This window comes from Leisingera coralii (assembly GCF_049056525.1).
GTDB lineage: Bacteria > Pseudomonadota > Alphaproteobacteria > Rhodobacterales > Rhodobacteraceae > Leisingera > Leisingera coralii.
This window is the reverse complement of record NZ_JBHUPT010000040.1, coordinates 38,433-62,022: the sequence shown is the minus strand read 5'-3', so window position 1 is coordinate 62,022 and position 23,590 is coordinate 38,433. Positions and strand designations below refer to the sequence as shown.

Annotated in this window: 21 protein-coding genes and 1 tRNA gene; 14 read left to right on the top strand and 8 right to left on the bottom strand. The window is 61.7% G+C overall.

What is annotated here, in order from left to right; genetic code table 11:
• The first annotated feature begins 117 nt into the window (after positions 1–117).
• The 3 genes from obgE to ACFMBG_RS14415 all read left to right on the top strand — a co-directional run bounded on the left by obgE (position 118) and on the right by ACFMBG_RS14415 (position 3,587).
• Positions 118–1,152 carry a GTPase ObgE gene (obgE, locus tag ACFMBG_RS14425; RefSeq protein ID WP_421055399.1) on the top strand — a complete coding sequence of 345 codons (1,035 nt, stop codon included), beginning with the start codon at positions 118–120 and terminating at the stop codon, positions 1,150–1,152.
• On the top strand, positions 1,140–2,246 hold the full coding sequence (gene proB, locus ACFMBG_RS14420) for a glutamate 5-kinase (protein ID WP_421055398.1): 1,107 nt from the start codon (positions 1,140–1,142) through the stop codon (positions 2,244–2,246). Before obgE ends, proB begins: the two co-directional genes overlap by 13 nt.
• 75 nt (positions 2,247–2,321) lie before the next feature.
• Positions 2,322–3,587 carry a glutamate-5-semialdehyde dehydrogenase gene (locus ACFMBG_RS14415; protein WP_421055397.1) on the top strand — a complete coding sequence of 422 codons (1,266 nt, stop codon included), beginning with the start codon at positions 2,322–2,324 and terminating at the stop codon, positions 3,585–3,587.
• A 62-nt stretch (positions 3,588–3,649) separates the two neighbouring features.
• Here ACFMBG_RS14415 and ACFMBG_RS14410 read toward each other — a convergent pair whose 3' ends face one another.
• A complete protein-coding gene (locus ACFMBG_RS14410; protein ID WP_421055396.1) occupies positions 3,650–4,246 on the bottom strand; it encodes a histidine phosphotransferase family protein in 597 nt (198 codons plus the stop codon).
• Positions 4,247–4,280: 34 nt separating this feature from the next.
• Between ACFMBG_RS14410 and ACFMBG_RS14405 the strand changes: the two genes are divergently transcribed.
• From ACFMBG_RS14405 to tsf, 5 genes are all read left to right on the top strand, one after another.
• Complete coding sequence (locus tag ACFMBG_RS14405; RefSeq protein WP_027237671.1) at positions 4,281–4,463, top strand: DUF3553 domain-containing protein; 183 nt, start codon at positions 4,281–4,283, stop codon at positions 4,461–4,463.
• A gap of 106 nt (positions 4,464–4,569) precedes the next feature.
• Positions 4,570–5,331 (top strand): L-ornithine N(alpha)-acyltransferase, encoded by a 762-nt coding sequence (gene olsB, locus ACFMBG_RS14400; protein WP_421055395.1) that lies wholly within the window; start codon positions 4,570–4,572, stop codon positions 5,329–5,331.
• Positions 5,328–6,158, top strand: coding sequence for a lyso-ornithine lipid O-acyltransferase (olsA, locus tag ACFMBG_RS14395; RefSeq protein ID WP_421055394.1), 831 nt, complete (start codon positions 5,328–5,330; stop codon positions 6,156–6,158). The genes olsB and olsA overlap by 4 nt, the downstream gene beginning before the upstream one ends.
• 188 nt (positions 6,159–6,346) lie before the next feature.
• Positions 6,347–7,117, top strand: coding sequence for a 30S ribosomal protein S2 (rpsB, locus tag ACFMBG_RS14390; RefSeq protein ID WP_226428395.1), 771 nt, complete (start codon positions 6,347–6,349; stop codon positions 7,115–7,117).
• Positions 7,118–7,196: 79 nt separating this feature from the next.
• Complete coding sequence (tsf, locus tag ACFMBG_RS14385) at positions 7,197–8,072, top strand: translation elongation factor Ts (RefSeq protein ID WP_421055393.1); 876 nt, start codon at positions 7,197–7,199, stop codon at positions 8,070–8,072.
• A 481-nt stretch (positions 8,073–8,553) separates the two neighbouring features.
• Here tsf and ACFMBG_RS14380 read toward each other — a convergent pair whose 3' ends face one another.
• Both ACFMBG_RS14380 and aroQ read right to left on the bottom strand, forming a co-directional pair.
• Positions 8,554–9,309: an autoinducer binding domain-containing protein gene (locus tag ACFMBG_RS14380; RefSeq protein WP_421055392.1), complete on the bottom strand. Its 756-nt coding sequence runs from the start codon at positions 9,307–9,309 to the stop codon at positions 8,554–8,556.
• Positions 9,306–9,755, bottom strand: coding sequence for a type II 3-dehydroquinate dehydratase (aroQ, locus tag ACFMBG_RS14375; protein WP_421055391.1), 450 nt, complete (start codon positions 9,753–9,755; stop codon positions 9,306–9,308). The genes ACFMBG_RS14380 and aroQ overlap by 4 nt, the downstream gene beginning before the upstream one ends.
• A 287-nt stretch (positions 9,756–10,042) precedes the next feature.
• Between aroQ and ACFMBG_RS14370 the strand changes: the two genes are divergently transcribed.
• On the top strand, positions 10,043–11,254 hold the full coding sequence (locus ACFMBG_RS14370; RefSeq protein WP_421055390.1) for a serine hydrolase domain-containing protein: 1,212 nt from the start codon (positions 10,043–10,045) through the stop codon (positions 11,252–11,254).
• A 69-nt stretch (positions 11,255–11,323) separates the two neighbouring features.
• Positions 11,324–12,187, top strand: a complete 864-nt coding sequence (locus ACFMBG_RS14365; RefSeq protein WP_421055389.1) for an acyl-CoA thioesterase — start codon at positions 11,324–11,326, stop codon at positions 12,185–12,187.
• A gap of 319 nt (positions 12,188–12,506) precedes the next feature.
• Here the strand turns inward: ACFMBG_RS14365 and ACFMBG_RS14360 are convergent, their stop codons facing one another.
• From ACFMBG_RS14360 to pdxH, 5 genes are all read right to left on the bottom strand, one after another.
• Complete coding sequence (locus ACFMBG_RS14360; protein ID WP_421055388.1) at positions 12,507–16,151, bottom strand: vitamin B12-dependent ribonucleotide reductase; 3,645 nt, start codon at positions 16,149–16,151, stop codon at positions 12,507–12,509.
• Positions 16,152–16,875: 724 nt separating this feature from the next.
• Positions 16,876–16,952 (bottom strand) — tRNA-Pro (locus tag ACFMBG_RS14355).
• A 43-nt stretch (positions 16,953–16,995) separates the two neighbouring features.
• Positions 16,996–17,472: a DUF192 domain-containing protein gene (locus tag ACFMBG_RS14350; protein ID WP_421055387.1), complete on the bottom strand. Its 477-nt coding sequence runs from the start codon at positions 17,470–17,472 to the stop codon at positions 16,996–16,998.
• A 4-nt stretch (positions 17,473–17,476) separates the two neighbouring features.
• Entirely contained in the window at positions 17,477–18,016 is a 540-nt protein-coding gene (locus tag ACFMBG_RS14345) for a cold-shock protein (RefSeq protein WP_421055386.1), read from the bottom strand.
• Between the two features lie 134 nt (positions 18,017–18,150).
• Positions 18,151–18,756 carry a pyridoxamine 5'-phosphate oxidase gene (gene pdxH, locus ACFMBG_RS14340; RefSeq protein ID WP_421055385.1) on the bottom strand — a complete coding sequence of 202 codons (606 nt, stop codon included), beginning with the start codon at positions 18,754–18,756 and terminating at the stop codon, positions 18,151–18,153.
• A gap of 134 nt (positions 18,757–18,890) precedes the next feature.
• Here pdxH and fabI point away from each other — a divergent pair, with 134 nt between their 5' ends.
• The 4 genes from fabI (at position 18,891) to ACFMBG_RS14320 (ending at position 23,575) form a co-directional block, all read left to right on the top strand.
• Positions 18,891–19,694: an enoyl-ACP reductase FabI gene (fabI, locus tag ACFMBG_RS14335; RefSeq protein WP_421055384.1), complete on the top strand. Its 804-nt coding sequence runs from the start codon at positions 18,891–18,893 to the stop codon at positions 19,692–19,694.
• A gap of 73 nt (positions 19,695–19,767) precedes the next feature.
• On the top strand, positions 19,768–20,271 hold the full coding sequence (gpt, locus tag ACFMBG_RS14330) for a xanthine phosphoribosyltransferase (protein WP_421055383.1): 504 nt from the start codon (positions 19,768–19,770) through the stop codon (positions 20,269–20,271).
• Positions 20,272–20,439: 168 nt separating this feature from the next.
• A complete protein-coding gene (locus ACFMBG_RS14325) occupies positions 20,440–21,615 on the top strand; it encodes an aminotransferase (RefSeq protein ID WP_421055382.1) in 1,176 nt (391 codons plus the stop codon).
• Between the two features lie 118 nt (positions 21,616–21,733).
• Positions 21,734–23,575 (top strand): peptidyl-prolyl cis-trans isomerase, encoded by a 1,842-nt coding sequence (locus tag ACFMBG_RS14320; protein ID WP_421055381.1) that lies wholly within the window; start codon positions 21,734–21,736, stop codon positions 23,573–23,575.
• Positions 23,576–23,590: the final 15 nt, after the last annotated feature.

Below are 23,590 nucleotides of genomic sequence, written 5' to 3'. Positions count from 1 at the left end.
CGCGGCGCGCGCTTTGCGGTAAGGCAAACGAAACATTCCCGTCAAAGCCCCGGGCCTTGGCGGGACACTTGTACTGCGCGGGCAGGCAGCAAGACCCTGCCGCATTAAGGAGCTGTCATGAAATTCCTCGATCTGGCAAAGGTCTATATCCGCTCGGGCGCCGGCGGGAACGGCTGCGTCAGCTTCCGGCGTGAAAAGTACATCGAATTTGGCGGCCCGGACGGCGGCGACGGCGGCAAGGGCGGCTCGGTCTGGGCTGAGGTCACCGAGGGGCTGAACACCCTGATCGACTTCCGCTACCAGCAGCATTTCTTTGCCAAGAACGGCCAGTCTGGCATGGGCCGCCAGCGCACCGGCAAGGACGGCGACGACATCATCCTGCGGGTCCCCGTGGGGACCGAGATCCTGGACGAGGATCAGGAAACCGTTCTGGCCGACCTGACCGAACCCGGCCAGCGTGTGCTGCTGGCCAAGGGCGGCAATGGCGGCTTTGGCAACCTGCACTTCAAGTCCGCCACCAACCAGGCGCCGCGCCGCGCCAACCCGGGGCAGGAGGGCGTCGAGCGCACCATCTGGCTGCGGCTCAAGCTGATTGCCGATGCGGGGCTTTTGGGCCTGCCGAACGCAGGCAAGTCGACCTTTCTGGCGGCGACCTCCAACGCGCGCCCCAAGATCGCCGATTACCCCTTTACCACCCTGCACCCGAACCTGGGCGTCGTGGGGATCGACAACACCGAATTCGTGGTGGCCGACATTCCCGGCCTGATCGAAGGCGCGCATGAGGGCCGCGGCATCGGCGACCGGTTCCTAGGCCATGTCGAACGCTGCGCGGTGCTGCTGCACCTGGTGGACGGCACCTCGGAAACGGTGGTGGAGGATTACGAAACCATCATTGGTGAGCTCGAGGCCTATGGCGGCGAACTGGCCACCAAACCCCGCATCACCGCTCTGAACAAGGTCGACGCCCTCGACCCTGAGGAGCGGGACGAGAAACGCGCCGCGCTGGAAGCCGCCGTGGGCGGGCCGGTGATGATGATGTCCGGCGTCAGCCGCGAAGGGCTGAACGAGGTGCTGCGCGCTGTGCGTGCCGAAATCGACGATGACCGCGTGCGGATGAAACCCGCTGAGGAGGAAGAGCCTTGGCAGCCCTGAGTTCGGCCAAACGGATTGTTGTCAAGATCGGCTCGGCGCTGCTGGTCGACCGGGACACCGGAGAGCTGCGAGCCGGCTGGCTGCACTCGCTGGCCAATGATGTCGCCTGGCTGAAATCCCGCGGCACCGATGTGGTTCTGGTGTCCTCCGGGTCCATCGCCTTGGGCCGTGGCGTGCTGGGGCTGCCCCGTGCAGACTTGCCGCTGGAACAATCCCAGGCCGCCGCCGCCGTCGGCCAGATCCGCTTGGCACGCGCCTATGAAGAGGCGCTGGCGCCGCACCGGATCACCACCGCGCAGGTGCTGGTGACGTTGGAAGACAGCGAGAACCGCCGCCGTTACCTGAACTCCCGCGCGACGCTGGAGACGCTGCTGAGCATGGGCGCGGTGCCCATCGTCAACGAAAATGACACCATCGCCACGGATGAGATCCGCTATGGCGACAATGACCGTCTGGCCGCCCAGGTGGCCGTGACCGTTGGCGCCGATTGTCTGATCCTGCTGTCAGATGTCGACGGATTCTACAGCGGGAACCCAGCGCTGGACCCGGATGCCAAACGCTTCGACCGCATTGACGAGATCACGCCCGAGATCGAGGCGATGGCGGGCGATGGTGTTTCCGGCCTGTCAAAGGGCGGCATGATCACCAAACTGCTGGCGGCCAAAATGGCTACTGCCGCAGGCTGCACCATGGCGATTACTGAAGGTTCTCCATTGAACCCCTTGAAAACGCTAGAGGAAGGAGCACCTTGCACCTGGTTTGCGGGGCAGGGTGATCCGCAGGCTGCGCGCAAGCATTGGATCGCGGCGATGAAGACGCGCGGTGTTCTGACAATTGATGACGGCGCGGCACGCGCGCTGATGTCCGGCAAAAGCCTGCTGCCCGCAGGCGTCCGTCACGTGGAGGGTGACTTTGGCCGCGGTGATCCGCTGGCCATCCTCGGCCCAGACAGGCGCAAGCTGGGGCAGGGACTGTCGCGCTACACCGCCGACGAGGCCCGCGCCATCCAGGGGCGCCATTCGAAGGAGATCGAGGCCACGCTGGGCTATCCCGGCCGCGCGGCCCTGATCCACCGCGATGATATGGCGCTTTGATCAGACCACCTGATAGGTTATTCCAGCCGGCAAGCACTGAAGTGCCAGACAGGGACCGGCAAGGGCGCGAGACATATGAAAGACAATGAGAATATCCCCGCCGTGATGGCGGAGCTTGGCAAACGTGCAAAGCAAGCGGCACAAGTCCTGGCGACAGCCAGCGCTGAACGCAAACATGCGGCCCTGATCGGCGCTGCCGAGGCGGTCTGGAGCCGCCGGGCGGAGATCATCGCAGCTAATTCCAAGGATCTGGAGTTTGGCAGGAACAAGGGCCTGTCGGACGCGATGATGGACCGGCTGATGCTGGACGAGGCCCGCATCCAGGGCATCGTCGATGGCTTGCGTGCGGTGGCGGACCAGCGCGATCCGGTTGGCGAAGTGATGGAAGAGTGGGAACAGCCCACCGGCCTGAAAATCCAGCGTGTGCGCACCCCGCTGGGGGTAATCGGCGTGATTTACGAAAGCCGCCCCAACGTCACCGCCGATGCCGGCGCGCTGTGCCTGAAATCGGGCAACGCAGTGATCCTGCGCGGCGGCTCGGAAAGCTTCCATTCCTCCCAGGCGATCCACGCCTGCCTGGCGGAGGGCCTGAAGTCTGCAGGCCTGCCCGAAGAGGCCGTGCAGCTGGTTCCGACCCGCGACCGCGCCGCGGTGCAGGAACTTCTGACCATGACCGAATTTGTCGACGTCATCGTGCCCCGCGGCGGCAAGGGCCTGGTCGGGCTGGTCCAGCGCGAGGCGCGGGTGCCGGTCTTTGCCCATCTCGAAGGCATCGTGCACATCTACCTCGACAAGGCCGCCGATCCGCAAAAGGCGCTGGACGTGGTGCTGAACGCCAAAACCCGGCGCACCGGCATCTGCGGCGCTGCTGAGTGCCTGCTGATCCATCAGGATATTGCGGACACGCTGGGCAAGGCAGTGCTGGAGGCGCTGTCCGGCGCTGGCGTGGAGATCCGCGCCGAGGCAGGTCTTCCGGGGCCGGATGGCATGGCTACGGCCAGCGACGAGGATTGGGGCAAGGAATACCTGGATTCGATCATCGCGGCGAAACAGGTCGCGGACATTGACGAGGCGATCCAGCACATCCGCACCCATCACTCCCAGCATACCGACTGCATCATCACCGAGGATGAGGCCGCGGTTCAGAAATTCTTTTCTGAGCTGGACAGCGCCATCCTGATGCACAATGCCTCGACTCAATTCGCCGATGGCGGCGAATTCGGGATGGGTGCCGAGATCGGCATTGCCACCGGCAAGATGCATGCCCGCGGGCCCGTGGGTGCCACCCAGCTCACCAGCTTCAAGTATCTGGTGCGCGGCAACGGCACCACTCGCGCCTGACCCTCAGAAATGCAAAACGCCGGGCGAACTGCCCGGCGTTTCTTTGTGAGTATCCGCGCAGTTCAGAACTGCAGTGTGATCTTTTCCAGGTTCAGCTCCAGCCGCACAGTGCGGCCTGCCTCTTTGGCCGCTTCCGGCAGCAATGCGAATTGAACCAGTGCCGGGGTGATTTCAGCGTTCGAATTGCCGCCGCTGACCCGCGCCCACAGTTCATCATCGACCGTGACCTTGCGGCCTTCGCCCATGACCGTCCATTTACCGTCAGCACAGAAGATCTTGACCGTGCCGCCATAAGGCAGCGCCGATTCCAGGCACAGCGCGGACAGCAGCGCCAGACGCGCCTCGCTGCGGGTGCAGCCTTCCAGCGGCGACCATTGGTACTTGATCCGCCCGCCCTTGCTGACGTCTTCCAGCACGGAAACCACCTCGGCCCGCGGTGTCTGCTGGTCGCCGGCAGCGCCAAAGGCGATCCGGAAGAAACGGATGCGGGCATTGGCGTTGGCCACGCTGTCGGAAATCAGTTCGAGCTCTGGCCCGGACATGCTGCCGGCCATGCCCAGCAACTCCAGACCGTTGTTGATGGCGCCGACCGGGCTGATCAGATCATGACAGATCCGGGACCCTACCAATGCAGCCAGATTGGCGTTATCTACACCCATAACTTCTACTTCCTCCGAACTGGGCCACCCGCCAATGAATGACCTCAACGCTATTTTAGCCCCCGGCATGTTCGTCCGGCACCCCGATCACCCCGAATGGGGCGTCGGTCAGGTGCAGTCGAACGCGGGCGGCAAGATCACCGTGAATTTTCCCGATCAAGGAAAGCTCGTGATTGACGGAGCGCGCGTCTCCCTTATCCCCGTCTTTGAGCCATAACGGTTTATGAAGGGTTAACAAACTCCCTCAAATCAGCCTCAAATGATGCGCACTCTTTGCCTCAAGGGCAGGCTGCGCTCAAGCCTGAAACATGCAAGGAAACCGTATGCAAGACCGCGCCCCGGAGTTCTCTGTGAAAATCGCCGACACGGAGGAAGAGCTGCGTGCTGCCCAGGCCCTGCGGTACGAGGTGTTTGTCCGGGAACTGGGCGGCGGCGGCGCGATGGTGGACCACGAGGCCGGTCTGGAACAGGACCGGTTCGACCCTTTTTTCGACCACATGCTGGTGACCGATACCGCCAAGGACATGGTCGTGGGGGTTTACCGGCTGCTGCGGGAGGATCAGGCGGCGAAGGCAGGGCAGTTCTACTCCGAGAGTGAATACGATCTGAGTGTTCTGAAAACCTCCGGCCGCAGGCTGCTGGAACTGGGGCGGTCTTGCCTGCATGCCGACTACCGCGGCGGGATGGCGATGTTTCACCTCTGGTCCGGGCTCGCCGCATATGTCGAGGAGCATGGGATAGAGGTCCTGTTCGGGGTGGCCAGCTTTCATGGCACCGATCCGCAGCAGCTGGCCAATCCGCTGGCGATGCTGCACCACAACCACTTGGCGCCGCCTGAGCTGCGCGTCCGGTCAAAATCGTTTCAGCCCATGGATTTGGTGGCCGAAGCTGATCTGGACCGGAAGCGCGCGATGATCGACACGCCCGCGCTGATCAAGGCCTACCTGCGGCTGGGCGGCTTTGTCGGTGAGGGCGCCTATATCGACCATGCGTTCAACACCACTGATGTCTGCCTGATCCTGGACACCGCGCGGATGAACGAACGGCAGCGCAAAATCTACACAGGAGGCCGGGGCCGGGAATGAGCGTCAGCTGGCAAAGTGAAGAGGCCCCGGACCCTGTCCGCATCACTGCCCTGGGCTGGTGCCTGGTGCTGCTGCGCGGTGTGCCGCTGGCGCTGCTGGTGTTTGGCGGGCTGCTGCTTCTGCTGACCGTCCGCCTGGTTGAACGCCCGCTGTTCGGGCTCCAGAGGCCGGTCACGCCGTTCATCACCCAGTTCGTCTGCCGCAATGCGTTCCGTCTCATGGGGATCCGCTACCAAACCCGCGGCACACTGATGCGGCAGCGCGGCCCGGTTGTTGCCAACCATTCCTCCTGGCTGGACATCTTTGCCTTGAATGCGCGCAAGCGAATTTACTTCGTCTCCAAGGCAGAGGTCGCCAAATGGCCGGGCATCGGCTGGCTGGCGCGGGCCACCGGCACCGTATTCATCGAACGAACCCCCAAGAAAGCCAAGGAGCAGGCAGACCTGTTCGAGCAGCGCCTGCGCGCCGGGCATAAGCTGCTGTTTTTCCCGGAAGGCACCTCAACCGATGGGTTGCGTGTTTTACGTTTCAAAACAACGCTTTTTGCCGCTTTCTTCAATGACCATCTGCGCGATGGCCTGCACGTTCAGCCGGTGTCCGTGGTGCACCATGCCCCCAAGGGGGCGCCCGCCCGGTTTTATGGCTGGTGGGGAGATATGGACTTTGGGCCGCATTTGCTGAAGGTTCTGGCCACTCCGCGCCAAGGCGCGGTGGAACTGATCTATCACCCGCCGCTGAAAGTGTCGGACTTTCCGGACCGCAAGGCGCTGGCCGCCCGGGCCGAGGAATTGGTGCGCAGCGGCCATCAGGTTGCCTTGAAAGCCTGAAATCCGGGGCAGGATGCCGATTTCTGCGGGACGGCACTTGTCAGCTGACAATATCTGCTCTATAGGCGCGCATACGAACCCGCAGGCGGGGTTTGGCCTGATCAGGGGAGACATCCCTGACGGACCCCCGGTTGGAGCTATTGCTCTGAACCCCCGCCGAGGATAGAAACCGGAAAGGAAAGAATAGCATGGCTCTTCCCGAGTTCACCATGCGTCAGCTGCTGGAAGCTGGCGTTCACTTCGGCCACCAGACTCAGCGCTGGAACCCGCGCATGTCGCCGTTCATCTACGGCTCGCGCAACGGCATCCACATCATGGACCTGACCCAGACTGTTCCGATGCTGGACCAGGCGCTGCAGGTTGTCCGTGACACCGTCGCCAAGGGCGGCCGCGTTCTGTTCGTCGGCACCAAGCGTCAGGCAGCCGGCCCGATTGCCGAAGCAGCTGAGAAGTCCGCTCAGTACTACATGAACCACCGCTGGCTGGGCGGCACCCTGACCAACTGGAAAACCGTTTCCCAGTCGATCAACCGCCTGAAGGAAATCGACGAGAAGATGGCGGGCGGCGCCGAAGGCCTGACCAAGAAAGAGCGTCTGGGCATGGAACGCGACCAGGAGAAGCTGCAGGCCTCCCTGGGCGGCATCCGCGAAATGGGCGGCGTGCCGGATCTGCTGTTCGTCATCGACGTGAAGAAAGAAGCGCTGGCAATCGCCGAAGCCAAGAAACTGGGCATCCCGGTTGTGGCTGTTGTCGACACCAACTGCTCGCCCGACGGCGTGGACTACATCATCCCGGGCAACGACGACGCATCGCGCGCCATCTCGCTGTACTGCGACCTGGTTGCCCGCGCGGCTCTGGACGGCATGTCGGCTCAGCTGGGCGCAGCAGGCGTTGACCTGGGCGCATTGGAAGAAGCACCGGCTGAAGAAGCCGTGGCTGAAGAAGCCGCCGAGGCCTGATCCGTCCTGTCACGGAACTGACATGCGGGGCAGGGTATCACCTGCCCCAAATCCGTTTTTGAATTGAGGAGAGCCTAAGATGGCAATCACTGCAGCAATGGTGAAAGAACTGCGCGAATCCACCGGCGCAGGCATGATGGACGCGAAGAAAGCACTGGTCGAAAACAACGGCGACATGGAAGCCGCGGTTGACTGGCTGCGCACCAAAGGCCTGGCGAAAGCCGCCAAGAAATCCGGCCGCACCGCAGCTGAAGGCCTGGTGGCCGTCGTTGTCGAAGGCGGCAAAGGCGTTGCGGTTGAAGTGAACTCCGAAACCGACTTCGTTGCGAAAAACAGCGAATTCCAGGAAATGGTTGCGGGCATCGCCAAGGCCGCTCTGAGCGCCGGCGACGTCGAAGCGCTGAAAGCAGCCGATCTGGGCGGCAAAACCGTCGAAGCAACCCTGACCGACAAGATCGCCACCATCGGCGAGAACATGTCGCTGCGCCGCATGGAGAAGCTGGAAGGCGAGACCGTCGTCTCCTACGTCCACAACGCAGCCACCGCCGGCATGGGCAAGATCGGCGTTCTGGTTGCCATGAACGGCGGCGACGAAGCGATCGGCAAGCAGGTTGCCATGCACATCGCAGCCGTGAACCCGGCCGCGCTGTCCGAAGCTGACCTGGACGCCTCCATCGTCGAGAAGGAAAAGCAGGTCCAGATCGACATCGCCCGCGAATCCGGTAAGCCGGAGCAGGTGATCGAGAAGATGATCGAAGGCCGCATGAAGAAATTCGTGGCTGAATCCACCCTGCTGAACCAGCAGTTCGTGGTGAACCCGGACCTGACCGTTGAAGCCGCTGCCAAGGAAGCTGGTGCCACCATCACCGGCTTTGTCCGCGTGGAAGTCGGCGAAGGCATCGAAGTCGAAAAAGAAGACTTCGCAGCAGAAGTGGCCAAGGCTGCTCAGGGCTGATCAGCACTGCTGACACCTTGCTGATTGAACGGCGGGTGGCTTCCACCCGCCGTTTTTTTGTTTGCACACGGTTCAGCCAGCGGCTGACACAGGACACGGCGGGGCCGCCGGGGTGCGGTTCTGAAACAGGCTGCGGGGAAGGTGAGGGGCCCCAGATGGGGATGGATGGAGCCCCTCTGGTATCCGGGATAGACGCGGACCAATACGCGCCTATTCCCGACCAGGTAGGAGAGCCTTGAAATCGCAAGGGGTCGTTACCCAAAGTTCCTTGGCCAAAGCCACCACTCACGGAACACGTGCAACATGCAGTGAATTACCCTTTAGCGGTAGTACTGAATTCCTTACTTTTTGATGCTGTTTGGCGTCTGGCATCTGCGCAGCAGATAAATCTCAAGCCCGCACACATGGCCGGACAATTTCGGAAAAGTAAAAGGATTTCAAAAAGCTGTACGGAGATCCGAACAAACCTTCGGCTGCCGGGCTATGCGTCCACAACATACATCTGATTGTGCAGAGCGGCCTTCAGAACGGCCTGCGCCGTGGTCTCGACAGACAGGGATGCACGGGCAAGACGCAGGTGCTTTTCAATCGTAGCGGGTGTTAAACCCATCAGAAGCGCGATGTCCTGCGTGGTCTTGCCGTCCCCGACCCATTGAAGAACTTCCCGCTGCCGTTTGGTCAGGCTCCGGTTCGGTGCGGCATAAGGCAGGGTGAGGATTTTCAGGTGCGCCACATTGTTCATCAGGGCAATGTCATCGCCGCAATCCGCCCAAATAGCGTCCACCTCATCCTGGGTCATGCCGGGTTTGGCCGCAAGCGAGATCGCGCCCTTGTACCGCTTTGATGCTGAATGGAAGCTGATAGTATACCCAGCCGTCATGTCCAGCTTCTGATTGAACTCCTGAACTTTCCTTGCTTCCGGAGTCAGCGTGCCGCTGTCGGCCATTTCCTGGGCAATGCGCCAGCTGCCGGCACCTTCATTCTCAAGCGCCCAGCGGAGCATCGGCGACGACAGATAAAGCCCCTTTTTCAGGAAGCCGTTCAGATACTCGCTTTGATGATTGGACAATATGACAAAGTCCTCGGGATCGCCCAGCGAGGTCTCCGTCCTGTAGCGCGTATAGCCGTAGATCAGCCGGTCGAACCCGAAGGAGGCCATTTGATTCACATGCTCGTGCCACAGCTCTTCGAGCCCCTGAGCGCCGCACAGGAAGTTCAGGTATTCCTTTACTTTCATGCCTGTCCGGCCTTATTCAAATGTGCCGCCAGGGCATCCAGCGCCAGCAGATACCCCTTGGCGCCGAAGCCGCAGATCTGACCCAACGCGGCCTTGGCGATGTAGGACGTGTGGCGGAACGGCTCGCGGGCATGAATGTTGGAAAGGTGTACTTCAACCGCCGGGATTTCCACGGAAATCAGCGCGTCCATCAGGGCAATGGACGTATGGGTATAAGCGCCGGCATTCAGAACGATCCCCTGATGCACGCCCTTGGCTCCGTGAATGGCGTCGATCAGCGCACCCTCATGGTTGGACTGCAGGCAGACAACGTCAAAGCCAAGCGTCTTGCCGTGCGCCTGGCAATCCTGCTCCACCATTGCCAAAGTGACAGAGCCGTAAACTTCCGGCTGCCGGGTGCCGAGCAGGTTCAAATTGGGGCCGTTCAATACCAGAATACTCGTCATCAGATGTAATTCCTTGCTGTCCTTCTCCTTGAAGTACTAAGACAATTTCTCTCGGAATGCGAATACACAATGGGATGCGAATATGAAAAAACGCTGCGTGGAATTGCCGAAAATAATATTTGTGCGGATGCCGCTCTGAATTGGTCGGATTGCTGGTACTAGGCCATTTCATTTCACCTCTTGCCAACGCATGCTGCCTTGCGTGAATTTCATGCGACTGGACGGGCACGGCGGCACAGCATGCGAGCGCGGCCTGACGGAAACTGGCAAATGACAAGGGAGCAGCGATGCAAACTGACCGGTTCGGTAGGATCAAGTCCTGGCAGCAACGCTATGTGGAAGAACGAAAATATCCCGGGAGTGCGCTGCTGGTGAAACGCGGTGGCGAAGAGATTTTCTTCCACGCTGCAGGCCTGCGCAATATCGAGGAACAGCTGTCGTTCACCCGCGACACTCTGGTGCGGCTCTACTCAATGACAAAACCGGTAACCTCGGTGGCAATGATGATCCTGCTCGAGCGCGGTCTGTTCCATCTGGACGCGCCCGTCAGCGATTTTTTACCGGAATTCAACGGTATGCAGGCGCTGGTTCCGGGAGCTGCCGACATCAGCCAGACGGAACCGTGTCCGGTGCCGACACTGCATCAGCTGCTGACCCATACCAGCGGGCTGAGTTATTCGTTCAATCCGGGCGTTCTCCCGGAGGCCATGGACGGGGCGGAATTGCTGTTCAAGCCAGACCAGGGCGGCCTGGCCCCGATGGTGTCGCGCCTGGCGGAACTGCCGCTTGCGTTCCAGCCTGGAACCCGGTGGGAGTATTCGGTTGCAACCGATGTGCTGGGCTGCGTCATCCAAGTGGTTTCCGGCAAGACCTTGGGCCAGTTTTTTGCTGAGGAGATCTTCGGGCCACTCGGCATGCGCGAAACCGGCTTCCAGGTGCCAGCCGGGGCAGGGAACCGGTTCGCCTCTCTCTATACTCCGCTGGCCGGCGACGCCATGGCGCTCAATTCGGCCGAGACCGGGGCCGAGAGCTTGCGGCTGACGGACAGCTGGGAGAGTTCACCGTTCCAGAAGGCAGAGATGCATTCCGGCGGCGGCGGCCTGGTCGGGACGCTTGATGACTACATGAAATTCGCTGAGATGCTAAGGCGCCGCGGAAGCTACGATGACGGCTTTATCATCAGCCCGCAAACTGCTGATTTCATGATTCAAAATCATCTGCCCGGTGAGATCGCCTCGATGGGGCCGCAAAGCTTTGCGGAACAACCGATGGAGGGCATGGGCTTCGGGCTCGGCGGTGCCGTGGTACTGGATCCGGCCCGGGCCCGTTGCCCTGGCTCGGTTGGCGACTTCAGCTGGGGCGGCATTGCCTCGACGTTCTTTTGGACCGACCGCAAGCTGGATTTGTCGGTGGTATTCCTGACCCAGCTGGCGCCCTCCAGCTCATACCCGTCGCGGCCGGAACTCAAAGCTCTGGTGCACGGCGCGATGACCACGTGACTTCCACGCGCCGTGTTTCCGGTTATGATAATGAGCCTGTAAAAGACGTGACCATAGAAAGCGCTGCCCATGACAGATACCGCCAAGGTGCTTCTCGACCTTCTGAATCTGGAGACATTGGACACCAACCTTTACCGCGGTTCCGGATCCGGCGGTGAAACGCCGACGCGCATCTACGGCGGTCAGGTGATCGCACAGGCGCTGGCCGCGGCCTATGCTTCTGTTTCCGGACGCTTGTGCCATTCGCTTCACGCGTATTTCATCCGTCCGGGTGATCCGTCTCGTCCCGTCATTTATGAGGTCGATCCGGCCCGCGACGGTCGCAGCTTCACCACGCGCCGGGTTGTCGCCATGCAGAACGGCAAGCAGATCCTGAACCTGGCCGCGTCCTTCCATGCCCAGGAGGACGGCTGGCAGCACCAGCACCCGATGCCGGAGGTTGCGGGACCTGAAGGCTTGGAGCCACGCCATGAAATCCTGTTGCGCAATGCGTTCCGCGTTGACCCCGAAAAGCGCGCCGAATTCACACGCCCGCGGCCGTTCGAAATCCGCGAGGTTGAGCCGCGCGATCCTCTGGCACCCGAAGAAACCAGTGACCTCAATCACATGTGGATCAGAATGGAAGCCGCCAAAGGCGCCGGGCCGGAACTGCAGCATATCCTGATGGCCTATGCCTCGGATTTCGGACTGCTGGGGTCATCAATGCGGCCGCATGGGCTAACGTTCCAAAAACCCGGAGCCATGACTGCCAGCCTGGACCACGCCATGTGGTTCCACGCGCCGGTGCATTTCGAGAACTGGCATCTTTACACCATGGACGCGCCATTCACCGGCAATGGTCGCGGTTTCAACCGCGGCGCCATCTACACGGAAGATGGGCAACTGGTCGCCAGTGTTGCGCAGGAGGGTTTGCTTCGGCCTCTAAAGAATTGATCTATTGAAAGAAAACAGTGTTCAGTTTCGGTGCGTAGATCGTCCATGGCAGGCCTGTTGTTTACATAATTCTGATTATAAGACTGAGCGAACGCCCAGGAACAGGCAAAGAAAATGGCTTCCTCTGCTACAGAGGAAGCCAGTTATCACCGGTCAGGCTCCTTCATTGACTGCCCGAAAGTATTTTCTTACCTGGGCCATCCCGGTGTTCAGAACGGGCGCACCCGTCCCTGATTTCGTCCAAAGCAGGCCTATTCCTGCCTAGGGTTATTTGTTTGCGGCGCCGCTGGGGGTAAGCCGGCGCCGCAAACGGAGGTCCTCAGCTGCAGCCCGAGGTGCCCCCGCAGGTGTTGCACTTCATGCAGGTGCCGTTGCGCACCAGCGTGTAGTTGCCGCATTCACCGCAGGCTTCGCCTTCGTAGCCTTGCATTTTTGCTTTGGTGCGTGCGTCCATACCACCAGTTGTTTGCGCCGGTGCCTCGGTGGTTTCCGGTACCAGCGACTGCAATGCAGCAACTGGATCGGTTCCGGTTCCCAAAATGCCCGCTTCTGTTTGGCCGCCTTGCAGCACCACCAGTTCCTGCGGCAGCCGCTTGCGCAGATAGCCGGTCGAGGAAATCTGCTTCAGCACCTCCAGCGACCGCGTGGCGGCGCTTTCGCTCAGCTCGGAGACGTTGGACACGCCTTCTTCCTCGCCGCGGCCCAGATCGTCGAAGGTCGCGCCCTCGGGTTTCACATGCGCCAGATCGGTGCGGTCCAGATAGCTGACCGCCAGTTCGCGGAACACGTAGTCGAGGATTGAGGTCGCATTCTTGATCGAGTCGTTGCCCTGGACCATGCCTGCGGGCTCGAACTTTGTGAAGGTAAAGGCGTCGACAAACTCCTCCAGCGGCACCCCGTACTGCAGGCCGACCGACACCGCGATGGCGAAATTGTTCATCATCGCCCGGAAGCCTGCGCCTTCCTTATGCATGTCGATGAAGATTTCACCGAGGTTGCCGTCCTCATATTCGCCGGTGCGCAGGTACACCTTGTGGCCGCCGACAACCGCCTTTTGGGTGTAACCCTTGCGCCGCTGCGGCATCTTGGTGCGGTGCGATTTCAGCACCTCCTTGATGACCACTTTCTCGACGATCTTCTCGGCCAACACCGCGGCCTTCTCTTGGGTCGAGCCGCTTTCCAGCACCTCCGCCGCGTCGTCGTCATCCTCGACCAGTGCCGCTGCCAGCGGCTGGCTCAGTTTGGAGCCGTCGCGATAGAGCGCGTTGGCCTTGATGCCCAGGCTCCAGCTAAGCTCATAGGCTTTCTGGCAATCCTCGATGGTGGCCGAATTCGGCATGTTGATGGTCTTGGAGATCGCGCCGGAGATGAAGCTTTGGGCCGCCGCCATCATATAGATATGGCTGTCAACACTCAGGAAACGCTTGCCTTTCTTGCCGCACGGGTTGGCGCAGTCAAAGATCGCGTAATGCTCTTCCTTCAGGTGCGGCGCGCCTTCGAGGGTCATGGTGCCGCAGACGTGGTCATTGGCTGCGTCAATGTCCGACTTGGTAAAGCCCAGGTGGCGCAGCAGGTCGAAGGTGGGGTCATTGAGCTTGGGTGCCGGAATGCCCAGCACGCCGGTGCAGAAATCCTCGCCCAGGGTCCACTGGTTGAACACGAAGCGGATGTCAAAGGCCGATTCCAGCGCCGCATCCACCTTGGCCAGTTCGTTGGGTCCAAAGCCGTGACCCGCCAGCGAGGTGTGGTTGATGCCCGGCGCATTGCCGATGGAGCCGTGGCCGACTGCGTAGGACACGATTTCTTCGATCTGGGCAGAGCTGTAGCCCAGCCCCTCCAGTGCCGACGGCACCGAGCGGTTGATGATCTTGAAGTAGCCGCCACCCGCCAGCTTCTTGAACTTCACCAGGGCAAAGTCCGGCTCAATACCGGTGGTGTCGCAGTCCATCACCAGGCCAATGGTGCCGGTCGGTGCAATCACCGTGGTCTGGGCGTTGCGGTAGCCGTGTTTTTCACCCAATTCCAGCGCCTCATCCCAAGCGCTGGCCGCCAGATCGGTCAGCAGCGCATCCGGGCAGTTGGCGATGTCCAGCGGCACCGGCTTGACCGACAGCTGCTCATAGCCGTCCGCGTTGCCCTTTGCAGCATTGCGGTGGTTGCGGATCACACGCAGCATGTGGTCCGCGTTTTTCGCATAGCCCGGGAAGGCGCCCAGCTCCGAGGCGATCTCGGCCGAGGTGGCATAGGCCACACCGGTCATCAGCGCGGTCAGCGCGCCGCACAGCGCCCTGCCCTCATCCGAGTCATAGCCGTAGCCCATGTTCATCAGCAGCCCGCCGATGTTGGCATAGCCCAGGCCCAAGGTGCGGAAGTCATAGGAGCGCTGCGCGATTTCCTTGGACGGGAACTGCGCCATCATCACCGAGATTTCCAGCGTCAGCGTCCACAGGCGGCAGGAATGCATGAAATCATCCGCCTGGAACAGCCCGTCCTTCAGGAAGCTGAGCAGGTTCAGAGACGCCAGGTTGCAGGCGGTGTCGTCCAGGAACATGTATTCCGAACAAGGGTTTGAGCCGCGAATCTCACCGTCTTCCGGGCAGGTGTGCCACTCGTTCACGGTGTCGTGGAACTGGATGCCCGGATCGGCGCAGGCCCAGGCCGCATGGCCGACCTTCTCCCACAGATCGCGGGCTTTCACCACCTTGGCGACCTTGCCGTCGGTGCGGTTGAACAGCTCCCAGTCGGCGTCCTTTTCGACCGCGTGCAGGAAGGCGTTGGTGACCCGGATCGAGTTGTTGGAGTTCTGCCCGGAAACAGAGCTGTAGGCCTCGGAATCCCAGTCCGTGTCGTAGGTCGGGAATTCGATCGAGGTATGGCCCTGCTTGGCGTAATCCAGCACCCTCTTGATGTAGGTTTCCGGAATTGCGACCTTCTTGGCCTCGCGGATCGCTGTTTTCAGCCCGCCGTTGACCGCCGGGTCATAGGCGTCGGCCTCGCCCCCGTCCCAGCTGCGGATCGCCTCGAAAATGCCGTTCAGCATCTTCTCGTGCATCTTGGAGCCCGCGACGATGGACGCGACCTTCTGCTCCTCGATCACCTTCCACTGGATGAACTGCTCGATATCCGGGTGATCCGCATCCACGATCACCATTTTTGCTGCCCGACGGGTTGTGCCGCCTGATTTGATGGCGCCCGCCGCGCGGTCGCCGATTTTGAGGAATCCCATCAGGCCGGAGGATTTGCCGCCGCCGGACAGCGGCTCGCCCTCGGCGCGCAGATGGGAGAAATTGGTGCCGGTGCCGGAGCCGTACTTGAACAGCCGCGCTTCGCGCACCCACAGATCCATGATGCCGCCGTCCTTGACCAGATCATCGGAGACGGACTGGATGAAGCAGGCGTGCGGCTGGGGATGCTCATACGCACTGTCGGATTTGGTCAGCTTGCCGGTCTTGTAATCGACATAGTGATGGCCCTGCGCCGGGCCGTCGATGCCATAGGCCCAATGCAGGCCGGTATTGAACCACTGGGGCGAATTGGGGGCCGAGCGCTGGGTTGCCAGCATATAGCGCATCTCGTCGTAGTAGGCGCGCGCGTCCTCCTCGGAGGAGAAATAGCCGCCCTTCCAGCCCCAATAGGCCCAGGCGCCCGCCAGACGGTCGAACACCTGCTTGGAGGAAGTTTCACCGCCCAGTTCCGCGCCCTCTTCGGGGACAGAGCGCCACAGGAATTCCGGCACACCCTTCTCGCGAACCTTCTTCAGGCGGGACGGCACGCCGGCCTTGCGGAAATACTTCTGGGCGATGACGTCGCTGGCCACCTGGCTCCAGGACGCGGGGATTTCGATATCGTCGAGACGGAAAACGATGGTCCCGTCCGGGTTGCGGATTTCCGAGGTGGCCGAAACAAAGGCCAGATCGGCATAGGCATCCTGTCCGGGTTTGGTGAATTTCCGTTCGATCTTCATGCTTTGCCCCTTCTCAAGCACTCGTCGTTCATGTGTCTCGGTGCCCCCGCACCATCCAGCCCCGGCTGCAGAACACACGAACATTCCTGCGCCCGCCGCATTTGGCGCACCCGAGGCCCTCGCCGGCCGTTCTTCCCAGGACTGTGTGCTGTTTTCAGCGTTGTTGCTGCGGCTCTAGAACCCACCAGATTTAGTGCCACCGCAACCGGTGAACACAATTTGGCGTATTAAGACACAAGGGGTCAACGTAAAATTTACGTCTTGGAAAGGATCTTTGCTGTTGACGCTTTCTGCGGTTTGCAGGGTCCGCGGGAACGCTTCGATTCATCCACAGGCCGCCGCCCCACCTGCGCCTTTTGACCTCAAAGCGAAAACCGCGAATTTCTATTTGTAAGCGAGTGACTTGCCGGCTTGCGGAAGGAGAAAGACAGTATGGTGTCCCCGGCCGTGACAGATTCTTTTCAACAGCACCGGTATTTGAAACGAAAGATCAGCCTAACGGTGATCCAGCTGTCCCGTTACGCTGCTGGCTTCATGGAAAACGGTCAACAATTAACCTTCTGATGCGCATCAGCGGCAATTGATTAAAGGTGCCTTAACAGGAGGTTAAGAAGACCTTAACGCTTAGGGTTGCGTCGAGCTTGATGGACTCCCCATTGGCGGGAAATGATTCCCGGGCCGCCAGGTGCCCACCAGAGATTCGCCGGATTTTTACTGAGAGAAGTGGTCGGGGCGGCGAGATTCGAACTCACGACCCCCTGTACCCAAAACAGGTGCGCTACCAGACTGCGCCACGCCCCGGACCGTGCGCCTTCCTATCTCCGGCGGATTGATTTGAAAAGCCCTAACAGGGCCAAACTGCGCCGCTACCGGAAAAAATTTCGTGCCGCATCTGGGTGCCCGCCGAGATGCCATAGCGGCGGGCCAGCCCGCCGTTGATTTCCAGAACAGCAAACACCTGGTTGCCGCCGGGGATCGGGGTCAGATCGCCAGGCACTGCGTTTTCGTGAACAGAGGTCACCTGCCCCCGGTCATCCAGAAAGATGATATCCAGAGGGATCAGCGTGTTCTTCATCCAGAAGGCAGCGGGCTGAGGCTGTTCGTAGACAAACAGCATCCCTGCCCCGCGCGGCAGTTCCTCCCGGAACATCAGGCCCCGGGCCCGCTCAGCCTCGCTGTCGGCGATTTCAACGTCAAAGGCGGCCTGCCCCCAGGCGCCGCGCAGGCCGACCCGGTCAGGCGCGCATTCCGCTGCCAGCGCCGGGGCGGCCAAAAGGGTAAGGGCGGCGCACAAGCTCAGAGGAACCAGGTGCCGTCCCATGGCGTCACTCCGTGGCGCCGGACAGCAGTGCGGCTTCCCAGGCCAGGACCTCCACCGCCATGCGGCCGCGCTTGCCGTCGATCACCCGCATCGCCAGCGCTTCGCCAGGCTGCAGGTCGGCAAGCCCGGACTGGCGCAGAACCTCCACATGCAGGAAGACATCCTCGCCGCGGCCAAAGACATTGGCAAAGCCGAACCCCTTGCCCTTGTCGAACCATTTGACCCGCGCCGGCTCCAGCGGCTCGCTCTGCAGGCTGACCATGTCAAGTTCGGCAAAGTCGCTCAGTACCGGGGTGTCGTCGCGCTCCGGCGGCATGATGGACAGCACCTCCACCGCCTGCACGCCGCGGCCGGTCTGATGCGTCACAATCTCGATCCTGGCCCCGTCTGCGACAGAGCTCTGGCCGAAATTCCGCAGCACATTAACGTGGAGAAGAATGTCCGGGCCGCCCTCGTCAGATACGACAAACCCGTAACCCTTGGCCGGGTCGAACCACTTCACCAGCCCCTGAACCTGCTGCAAGCTGCTGAGATCTTCTGCCACTGACTTATTCCCACCGCGTTTTTTTTATTTTGATGACGCTCTGATGCGCGATTCTGACCTTGGATTTCAAGTTAAAAAGTCTTGAAATTGTCACGAAACTGCTATTGACCCTAGGGAAACCTTAACCATTTTCATTACGGGCTAAGCCGCAGGATTTCCCATTCTGCGGTGCTCTCTTTGCGACGCCAGCGGAACCGGTCATGCAGCCGGAATGCGCCATCAGCCCAGAATTCGATCTCCACTGGCACCAGCCGGTAGCCGCCCCAAAACGGCGGCCGCGGCGGGTTCGGGCCCTTTGCGGCCGTGACCTTGGCCACCTCCGCCATCAGCGCGCCGCGGCTGTCTAGCGGCTGCGACTGTTTCGAGGCCCAGGCGCCCAGCCGGCTCTTGAGCGAGCGGGACCTGTAGTATTCGTCGGCCAGCGGCCCGTCCTCGCGGGTGATGGTGCCGCGCACGCGGATCTGGCGGCGCAGGGATTTCCAATGCATCACAAAGGCAGCCTTGCCGGACTGATCCAGTTCCTGCGCCTTTGCACTTTCGTAATTGGTGTAAAACACAAAGGCGCCGTCTTCGATTTCCTTGAGCAGAACCATCCGGCAATTGGGCAGCCCGGTTTCATCCACCGTTGCCAGCGCAATGGCATCGGGATCATTGGGTTCGGACTGTTCCGCCTCCGCCAACCAGGCACGGGCAATTGCAAACGGATCATCGCCCGCGAAAATTCCGGATCGGTCGGTCATTCTTGCACCTCGTCGTGGGGTTTCGGTGCAACCTATGCAGCTTCCTGTCCCGCGGCAAGGGCGTGCACCCTTGAAGCGGCCCGCGCGGCATACTAAACACCGTCTAATTCACAGATCACAGGCGGAGAACCTGCATGTCTAGTCAACTGATGGCCGGTAAGCGCGGCCTCATCATGGGCCTGGCCAACGACAAATCCATTGCTTGGGGGATTGCCAAGGCCTGCGCCGATGCCGGCGCCGAGCTTGCCTTTTCCTATCAGGGCGAAGCACTGAAAAAGCGGGTCGGTCCGCTGGCCGAGCAACTGGGCAGCGACATCGTCCTGCCCTGCGATGTTTCGGACGAAGCCTCGATCGACGGCTTGTTTGCAGAGCTGGAAGCCAAGTGGGGCAAGCTGGACTTTGTCGTTCATGCCATCGGCTTTTCCGACAAGAATGAGTTGCGCGGCCGCTACGTCGACACCAGCCGCAGCAATTTCCAGATGACCATGGACATTTCGGTCTTTTCCTTCACTGCGGTTGCAAAACGCGCCGAGAAGCTGATGACCGAAGGCGGCTCGCTGCTGACCCTTACCTACTACGGTGCCGAGCAAGTAATGCCCCATTATAATGTGATGGGCGTCGCCAAGGCAGCGCTGGAAGCCTCCGTCAAATACCTGGCTGAGGACCTGGGCAAGGACGGCATCCGCGTCAACGCAATCTCCGCCGGCCCGATCAAGACGCTGGCCGCCTCCGGCATCGGCGATTTCCGCTACATCATGAAGTGGAACGAGTACAACTCGCCGCTGCGCCGCAATGTGACCATCGGCGACGTCGGCAATTCCGCGCTTTACCTGCTGTCCGATCTCAGCTCCGGCGTGACAGGCGAGAACCTGCATGTGGACGCCGGCTACCATGTGGTGGGCATGAAGGCGGTGGATGCACCGGATATTTCGAAGTAAATTACTGATACCGGGCCCGGGGCTGCACCCCCGGTTCCGGCAAGCTGACGCGATTTCGCGGGGAGCAAGAAACATGACTGACCGTTTGCCGCACGAAAAAGGCTTTCACATCAGCTGGGATCAGATCCATCGCGACTCGCGCGCGCTGGCCTGGCGCCTGGACGGGCAAGGCCCCGATAACGGCGCCTGGCGCGCCGTGGTGGCGATCACCCGCGGCGGCATGGCGCCGGCGATGATCGTCAGCCGCGAGCTGGACATCCGAACCGTCGACACGATCTCAGTGCGGTCGTATCACCACCAGGCCCAGGGCGAGGCGGAAGTTCTGAAATCCCCGGACGCGGGGCTGATGGGCGACGGTGAGGGCGTGCTGATCATCGACGATCTGGTCGACAGCGGCAAAACCCTGGAGCTGGTGCGCGAGATGTACCCCAAAGCGCATTTCGCCACCGTCTATGCCAAGCCCAAGGGCCGCCCGATGGTGGATACCTTCATCACCGAGGTGAGCCAGGACACCTGGATCTTCTTCCCCTGGGACATGGCGCTGCAGTATGTTGAGCCCTACCGCGGCAAGGACTGATCCGGTCCCGGCAGCAGGATTTCAAAGGCGCGCGTTACAGCGCGCCTTTTTCTTTGGCTGTTCCCGTGACCGCCGTTCCCGCTTGAGCCGCCCGGGCCGCCGTGCCAGACATACGCAGGCGCCCGATCCGGCGCGCCTGACATTGTCTGCCGCCGCCCGGAGCTTCCCATGCCTCTTTCCCGCACCCAAGCCACATTTGTCTCACCCATCGTCGAATCGCGCCGCTGGGTGGCCGGGGCCACGTTTCCGCCGGACCGCCCGCTGCTGAACGTGAGCCAGGCTGCCCCGGCGGAAGCGCCGCCCGAAGAACTGCGCCAGGCAATCGCAGAGGCCGCGCTGAACGACGTCTCAGCGCATTTCTATGGCCCGGTCCTGGGCAACGATCCGCTGCGCCGGGCGCTGGCGCGGCAGATTTCCGGCCACTACCAGGCCGAGGTGCGGCCAGAGCAGGTCGGTATAACCTCCGGCTGCAACCAGGCCTTTGCCGCTGCCATCGCCGCGCTTTCCGGCGAAGGGGACGAGGTGATCATCCCTGTGCCCTGGTACTTCAATCACAAGATGTGGCTGGACATGGCGGGTGTCACCGCCGTGCCGCTGCATGTTGGCGAAGGCATGCTGCCGGACCTTGCTGCCGCAGAAACCCTGATCACGGAACGCACCCGTGCCATCGTGCTGGTGACGCCCAACAATCCCTGCGGTGTCGAATATCCCGCCGGGCTGGTGCAAGCCTTCTTCAGCCTCGCCCGCGACCGTGGCCTGGCGCTCATCGTGGACGAAACCTACCGTGACTTCGACAGCCGCGAGGGCGCGCCGCACGGGCTGTTTCAGATGCCGGAATGGGACAAGACCCTGATCCACCTCTACTCCTTCTCCAAGGCGTACCGGCTGACCGGCCACCGGGTTGGCGCCATTGCGGCGTCTCCGGAGCGGATGTTCGAAATGGAGAAGTTTCTGGATACCGTCACAATCTGTCCTTCGCAGCTGGGCCAGGCCGGCGCCCTTTGGGGAATTGAAAACCTGCAGGACTGGCTGGCTGGCGAACGGCAGGAAATCCTGGACCGCGGCGCCGTGATCCATGAAAACTTCCCGGTGCTGGCCGCGAAAGGCTGGAAACTGCTCGGCTGCGGCGCCTACTTTGCCTATGTCGAGCACCCTTTCGACGCCCCGTCCGAGGAAGTTGCGAAACAATTGGTTGCTGAGGCCTCCATCCTGATGCTTCCGGGCTCGATGTTCATGCCCGCAGGCGACCCGGACGGCGACCGCCAGTTCCGCATCGCCTTTGCCAATGTGGACCGGGCGGGCATCCGGACGCTGTTCGCGCGCCTCGCGGCCTTTAATCCCTGATCATCCAGCAGTTTGATCCGCAACCATCTTGCCCCTCTGCGGGCAGCCGCGTATTCAGTCAGCGGCATTTCCCGCTGCCGGGCAAACCCTTGCGCAGCAGAACAATAAAGAGGGCATCATGGCCGCAGGCATGAAAAAGCTATCCAAAACCTTTGTCTGGATCCTGATGGGGATGCTGATCGTCGGCCTTGCCGGATTTGGCGCGGTGAATTTCACCAGTTCCGCCTCCTCTGTTGCCCAGGTCGGCGACGAGGAAGTCAGCATCGGCAACTATGTGCGCGAACTGCAGCGGGAACAGCGCGCCTTGCAGGCTCAGACCGGTCAGGCGGTATCGATGTCACAGATGACTGCCTTCGGGATGGACCGGATGGTTCTGGGGCGGCTGATCTCCCTGGCGGCGCTGGACCACGAAGCCAAGCAGCTGGGCCTGTCGATCGGTGACGAAAACCTGATCGAAGAGCTGTCCGCCATTGATGCCTTCCAAGGCGTGAGCGGCGGGTTCGACCGCGAGGCCTACCGCTTTGCCCTCAGCAATGCTGGCCTGACCGAAAAGGAATTCGAAGACGACCTGCGCCGCGAAGCCGCCCGCACCATGGTGCAGAATGCGGTTCTGACCGGCACCAAAATGCCCGGGACGCTGACCGATACCCTGACCGGCTTCATCGGCGCCCGCCGCAGCTTCTCCTACGTGCAGATCAATGCCGCTGACATCGCCCTGACTGCCGAGGTGCCGTCGGATGAGGACCTGAAAACCTTCTTTGAGGCCAATCAGGACCAGTTCATGCTGCCGGAAACCAAGGTGATCACCTACGCCGCGCTGCGTCCCTCCATGCTGCTGGATGAGGTCGAGATCGACGAGACCGCCCTGCAGCAGCTGTTCGAGGACCGCGCCGAGCAGTACCAGGTGCCCGAGCGCCGCCTGGTCGAGCGTCTGGTCTTCGCCGACGAGGAGGCCGCGGCCAGCGCCAAAGCGCAGCTGGAAACCGGCGGTGCCACTTTCGAAAGCCTCGTCGAGGCCCGTGGCCTGTCGCTGCAGGATGTCGACATGGGCGACGTCACCATGGGCGATCTTGGTGCTGCCGGCACCGATGTCTTTGCGGCCCAAGTGGGCGATGTGGCTGGCCCCCTGCCCTCAAGCCTCGGCCCGGCGCTCTACCGGGTGAATGGCCGCCTGGAGGCACAGATCACCACCTTTGAACAGGCCGAACCGGAACTGCGCGAAGAGCTCGCCTCCGGCCGCGCCCGCCGCCTGGTGGAGACGCAGGCCGAAGAGATCGACGACCTGCTGGCGGGCGGCTCGACCCTGGAGGAACTGGCCACCGAAAGCGGCCTGGAACTTGTCCAGATCAACTGGACCGAAGAGGCCAGCGACGGCATCGCCGCCTATGAAGGCTTCCGCACCGCTGCCGCGGCGGTTACCGCTGAAGATTTCCCTGCCGTGGACTTCCTGGACGATGGCAGCCTGTTTGCCCTGCGCCTCGACGAGGTCCTCCCGGAACGCCCGGAACCCTTTGAAGAAGCCAAGGACAAGGTCCTGTCCGCCTGGCAGGCGGACCGCCTGGCCAGCGCGCTGAAGGCCCAGGGCGAAGGACTGCTGACCCAAGCTGAAGCCGCAGGCAGCTTTGCGGAGGACGCTGAGGTCAAAACCGAAACCGGAATGACCCGTACCGCTTATATCGACACCGTTCCGGCCGATCTGGTCACCGGGGTGTTTGGCATGGAGGTCGGCGATTTCCGTCTGGTGCAGGACGCGGATTCGGCCGTTGTGGTGCGTCTCGACGCCATCCTGCCGCCGGAGCAGAGCGACGACATGACCTTGCTCACCGACGCCCTGCAGGCGCAGCTGGACCAGTCGCTGGCCGAGGAGCTTTTCCAGGCCTACGTGCAGGACGTGCAGGCCCGCGCCGAACCCCGTGTCGACCAGCAGGCGCTGAATGCGGCGCAGGCAAACTTCCAGTAATCAAGGCAAGCACCC